4 protein-coding genes are annotated in these 3,172 nt (G+C 72.4%); 1 reads left to right on the plus strand and 3 read right to left on the minus strand.

The features are described from left to right. Together menD and ACM2XV_RS13595 are read right to left on the minus strand one after the other, a co-directional pair. A partial coding sequence (gene menD / locus ACM2XV_RS13590) for a 2-succinyl-5-enolpyruvyl-6-hydroxy-3-cyclohexene-1-carboxylic-acid synthase (RefSeq protein WP_487027312.1) occupies positions 1 to 1,338 on the minus strand: 1,338 nt, incomplete at its 3' end. A 51-nt stretch (positions 1,339 to 1,389) separates the two neighbouring features. Beyond that, positions 1,390 to 1,677, minus strand: coding sequence for a PLD nuclease N-terminal domain-containing protein (locus ACM2XV_RS13595; protein ID WP_344772663.1), 288 nt, complete (start codon positions 1,675 to 1,677; stop codon positions 1,390 to 1,392). Positions 1,678 to 1,759: 82 nt separating this feature from the next. Between ACM2XV_RS13595 and ACM2XV_RS13600 the strand changes: the two genes are divergently transcribed. Then, positions 1,760 to 2,071: a DUF4229 domain-containing protein gene (locus ACM2XV_RS13600; protein ID WP_344772665.1), complete on the plus strand. Its 312-nt coding sequence runs from the start codon at positions 1,760 to 1,762 to the stop codon at positions 2,069 to 2,071. A 79-nt stretch (positions 2,072 to 2,150) separates the two neighbouring features. Here ACM2XV_RS13600 and ACM2XV_RS13605 read toward each other — a convergent pair whose 3' ends face one another. Continuing rightward, the gene (locus tag ACM2XV_RS13605) at positions 2,151 to 3,089 is read right to left on the minus strand and encodes a 1,4-dihydroxy-2-naphthoate polyprenyltransferase (protein WP_487027313.1); all 939 of its coding nucleotides are present in this window, start codon (positions 3,087 to 3,089) and stop codon (positions 2,151 to 2,153) included. Between the last annotated feature and the right edge of the window lie 83 nt (positions 3,090 to 3,172).

Consider the following 3,172-nt stretch of genomic DNA (forward strand, 5'->3'; position numbering starts at 1 on the left):
CTTCTTCCCGGGAACGCTGCCGTCGAGCTCGCGGATCAGCCGCGATGCCCCGACGACCAGCCGGTCGTGCGGCCAGGTGAAGCGCCAGAGCGCGTCGGCGAGCATGCGGCGGGTGACGGGCGCGCGCACGGCGGCGAGCTCGGAGCGGGCGAACGCCGCTCGCGCGGCCGGGTCGTCGGACGACGCGCCGTCGAGGTCGGGCGCGCTCTGGTCCGCGCCGGCGGCGTGCCGCGCGGCGTCGTCGACGAGCCGACGACTGCTGAAGACCCAGTTGCCGGCCCAGCTGCGCGTCTCGGGATCTCGGGGGTCGACGGATTCCGCGAGCTCGACCGCTGCGACGCGCCGCGCCGCGTGCCCGGGGTCGTAGAAGTCGGCGGCGTCACTGTCGTCGACGACGATGACCTCGACATCGGGGCGCATCAGCAGGGCCGGGATCTCGCGGCTGAGCGTCGGGTGGCCGAAGACGATCGCGCGTTCGACGGCGCCGCCGAAATCGGGGTCGCGCAGCAGCTCGCGGTAGGCGACGACGAGGTTCGGCCCGAATCGGGACCCGCTGGACACCTCGGCGATGAGCGACCAGCCGGCGGTGCGGGCGAGCTCCTCGGCGGCCGGGCCGGACTTGTCGCCCGCGATGACCACGGTGCGCGGGCCTGACGTGAGCAGCTCGCGGCCCGGTCTCCGTGCGGCCTCGCCCGGTCGACCCGGCGCGTTCGGCTCGGCCGGGTCGGTCACCGGCGGCGAGCCCGGTTCGCCACCCGACTCGCGCGCGGCGCGCAGCGAGAGCGCGATGGCGCTGAGGTCGGGCACCGCCGCCGACAGCGGGTCGCGCAGCGCCAGGTTGAGATGAGCCGGGCCGTGCGCGGATGCCGCCCACAGCGCGGCCGCTACCTCGCCGGCATCCGCCCCGGAGCCCGCGTCGACATCGCGCGAGAACCTCGCGGCGGCGCCGAAGACGCCGGTCTGCGTCGTCGTCTGATTCGAGCGGATGCCCCTCAGCTCGCTCGGCCGGTCGGCGGTCACGACGATCATCGGCACACGCGCCTCGTGGGCTTCCATCACCGCGGGGTGCAGGTTCGCGACGGCGGTGCCGCTGGTCGTCACGACGACGGCCGGGGTGCCCGATTCGAGCGCGAGGCCCAGGGCCAGGAATCCCCCGACCCGCTCATCGATGCGCACGTGCAGGCGCGCCGCGCCCACCCGCTCGAGTTCGGCGGCGACGAGCGCGAGCGCCTGCGAGCGCGAGCCAGGCGCGACCACGATGTCGCGCACGCCGTGGTGCAGGAGCGCAGTGAGAAGGTCGAGGGAGAAGTCGGTGGCGGGGTTGTTCGTTCGGGGCACGGGTTCCTTGGGGCCGGGGCGGGGTTTCGATACGGTCGCAGAGCTACCTGCTCAACCGTCGGAACCGGATCCGCGGTCGCCGGGCTTCTTCGGCTCGCCGAGGCTCGACAGGAACTCGGCGTCGTCGTCAGGGGCGATCGTGCGCGGCTCGCGCGCGGCGGCGCGGCCGACGCCGAACCACAGGGCCGCCCCGACGATCGGGAAGATCACCACGACGGCGACCCAGGCGGCCTTCGGCACCCCGCGCACGTCGAGGCGGTCGGCCAGGCACACGCTCACGATCGAGTAGATGTAGAACACCGCGGCGAGGAACCCGATGACGAGCCACAGGCGGAACATGTGCTCATGGTAAGCCCGCCGCGCGGCCGGGGCGCCCGGGCATCGGGCGCACACACAGAACCGTGACTTTAGGCTTGCTCACGTGAGTGCCGAGAAGCGACGCATGCCGGCCTGGCTGCGCTACACGATCCTGCGACTGCTGCTGATCGTGGTGCCGCTCGCGATCCTGCTGATCGCGTTCGGGGCGCGGTACTGGCTGTGGTGGACCGTCGCCTCGGTGATCATCGGCTTCTCGCTGTCGTACATCTTCCTGCGCGGCCCGCGCGAGGCGATGGCGCTCGAGCTGGCCGAGCGGCGTGGGGCGAAGCCCGTCGCGACGGGCGACGACGCCGCAGAGGATGCCGAGATCGAGGCATCCGCTCATCGGGAAACGCCCGGCGCCGGCGCGAACTAGTTCCCGTTCCGGACGCTCGCGCCCGCGGCCCCGGCCGCGCACGTCCGGAACGGGAACGAGTTGCGGGCGGGAGCGAAGCTCAGAACGCCAGCGCGACGAAGAGCACTGCGGCGTACGCGAGCGCCGTGAAGCTCGTGAGCTGCAGCGACAGCACCAGCTCGCGGCCGGTGCGCCCGGTGAACGCGATGAGCGCAGCGGGCAGCGCGAGCAGCAGCACCAGCATGCCGAGCCACGCGATCGGGTAGACGAGAGCGAACAGGGCGAGAACCACGAACGGCAGGAAGAGGAAGACGCCGTAGAGCACCTTCGCCCAGCGGCGGCCGACCAGCACGGCGAGCGTGCGCTTGCGCGCCAGCCTGTCGGACTCGATGTCGCGCAGGTTGTTCACCATCAGCACCGCGCATGCGAGCAGGCCCGCGACGACCGAGCCGAGCCAGCCCTCCTCGCTCACGGTCTTGACCTGCACGTATTGCGTGCCCGCGGTCGCGGCGACGCCGAAGAAGAGGAAGACGAACACCTCGCCGAGGCCGTAGTAGCCGTAGGGGCGCTTGCCGCCCGTGTAGAACCACGCGGCGACGACGGCCGCCGCCCCGACGATCAGCAGCCACCACAGCTGCGTGTCGATGACCGTGATAACGCCGACGATCGCAGCGGCGGCGAAGAAGCTGAGCGCGACGATGAGCACGGTGCGCGGCTTGGCCTTGCCCGCCCCGGTCAGGCGCGCCGGGCCGACGCGGTACTCGTCGGTACCGCGCACCCCGTCGGAGTAGTCGTTCGAGTAGTTGACGCCGATCTGCAGCATCAGCGCCACGGCGAGGGCGGCGAGCGCGCGCACCCAGTGCCACTCCCCCGGGTCGCTGACGGTGCGGGCGGCTCCGGTTCCGATCAGGATCGGGGCGATCGCGAGGGGCAGCGTGCGCAGCCGGGCGCCGCCGATCCAGTCGCCGATCGTCGCCGGCGTCGCCTTGGCCGGGTTGCCGCCGGGGCGGCGCGTGTTCTTCTTGGCCTTCTTTGACATCTCGGGCGAAGTTTATCGGTGGCGGTCAGGCGCCCTTCGCGACGAGCTGTGCGAGTGCTAAACGATCGGGCTTGCCCGACGGC

The sequence above is a fragment of the Gryllotalpicola sp. CP2-P1 genome (assembly GCF_057512245.1).